The organism is uncultured Photobacterium sp. (assembly GCF_947502415.1).
GTDB lineage: Bacteria > Pseudomonadota > Gammaproteobacteria > Enterobacterales > Vibrionaceae > Photobacterium.
In genome coordinates this window covers 1-1296 of record NZ_CANMZV010000081.1, presented here as the reverse complement: position 1 = coordinate 1296, position 1296 = coordinate 1, and the positions used below count along the sequence as shown (strand labels likewise).

Here is a 1296-nt window from a genome sequence, read left to right as displayed (position 1 = left end):
GACAAGGAATTTCGCTACCTTAGGACCGTTATAGTTACGGCCGCCGTTTACCGGGGCTTCGATCAAGAGCTTCGACCGAAGTCTAACCCCATCAATTAACCTTCCGGCACCGGGCAGGCGTCACACCGTATACGTCATCTTTCGATTTTGCACAGTGCTGTGTTTTTAATAAACAGTTGCAGCCACCTGGTATCTGCGACTGCCAGCAGCTCCAAGAGCAAGTCTCTTCACCGCCGGCAGCGTACCTTCTCCCGAAGTTACGGTACCATTTTGCCTAGTTCCTTCACCCGAGTTCTCTCAAGCGCCTTGGTATTCTCTACCTGATCACCTGTGTCGGTTTGGGGTACGATTCCTTATAACCTATCGCTTAGAGGCTTTTCCCGGAAGCATGGCATCAATGACTTCACTGCCGTAGCAGCTCGACATCGGGTCTCAGCCTTAAGTAATCCCGGATTTGCCTAAGATTACAGCCTACACCCTTGAACCAGGACAACCGTCGCCTGGCCCACCTAGCCTTCTCCGTCCCCCCATCGCAGTTATAAGCAGTACAGGAATATTAACCTGTTTCCCATCGACTACGCCTTTCGGCCTCGCCTTAGGGGTCGACTTACCCTGCCCCGATTAACGTTGGACAGGAACCCTTGATCTTCCGGCGAGGGAGTTTTTCACTCCCTTTATCGTTACTCATGTCAGCATTCGCACTTCTGATACGTCCAGCACACCTTACGATGCACCTTCAACCGCTTACAGAACGCTCCCCTACCCAATGTGAACAAGTCACATTGCCGCAGCTTCGGTGTATAGCTTAGCCCCGTTAAATCTTCCGCGCAGGCCGACTCGACCAGTGAGCTATTACGCTTTCTTTAAATGATGGCTGCTTCTAAGCCAACATCCTGGCTGTCTGAGCCTTCCCACATCGTTTCCCACTTAGCTATAACTTTGGGACCTTAGCTGGCGGTCTGGGTTGTTTCCCTCTCCACGACGGACGTTAGCACCCGCCGTGTGTCTCCCGGATAGTACTTACTGGTATTCGGAGTTTGCAAAGGGTTGGTAAGTCGGGATGACCCCCTAGCCTTAACAGTGCTCTACCCCCAGTAGTATTCGTCCGAGGCGCTACCTAAATAGCTTTCGGGGAGAACCAGCTATCTCCAGGTTTGATTGGCCTTTCACCCCTAGCCACAAGTCATCCGCTAATTTTTCAACATTAGTCGGTTCGGTCCTCCAGTAAGTGTTACCTCACCTTCAACCTGCCCATGGCTAGATCACCTGGTTTCGGGTCTAATCCTAGCAACTATG

At 51.8% G+C, this 1296-nt stretch carries 1 rRNA gene; it reads right to left on the bottom strand.

The window, feature by feature from the left end:
- Window positions 1–1296: ribosomal RNA gene (locus tag Q0852_RS23585) — 23S ribosomal RNA — on the bottom strand; the annotation flags it as partial.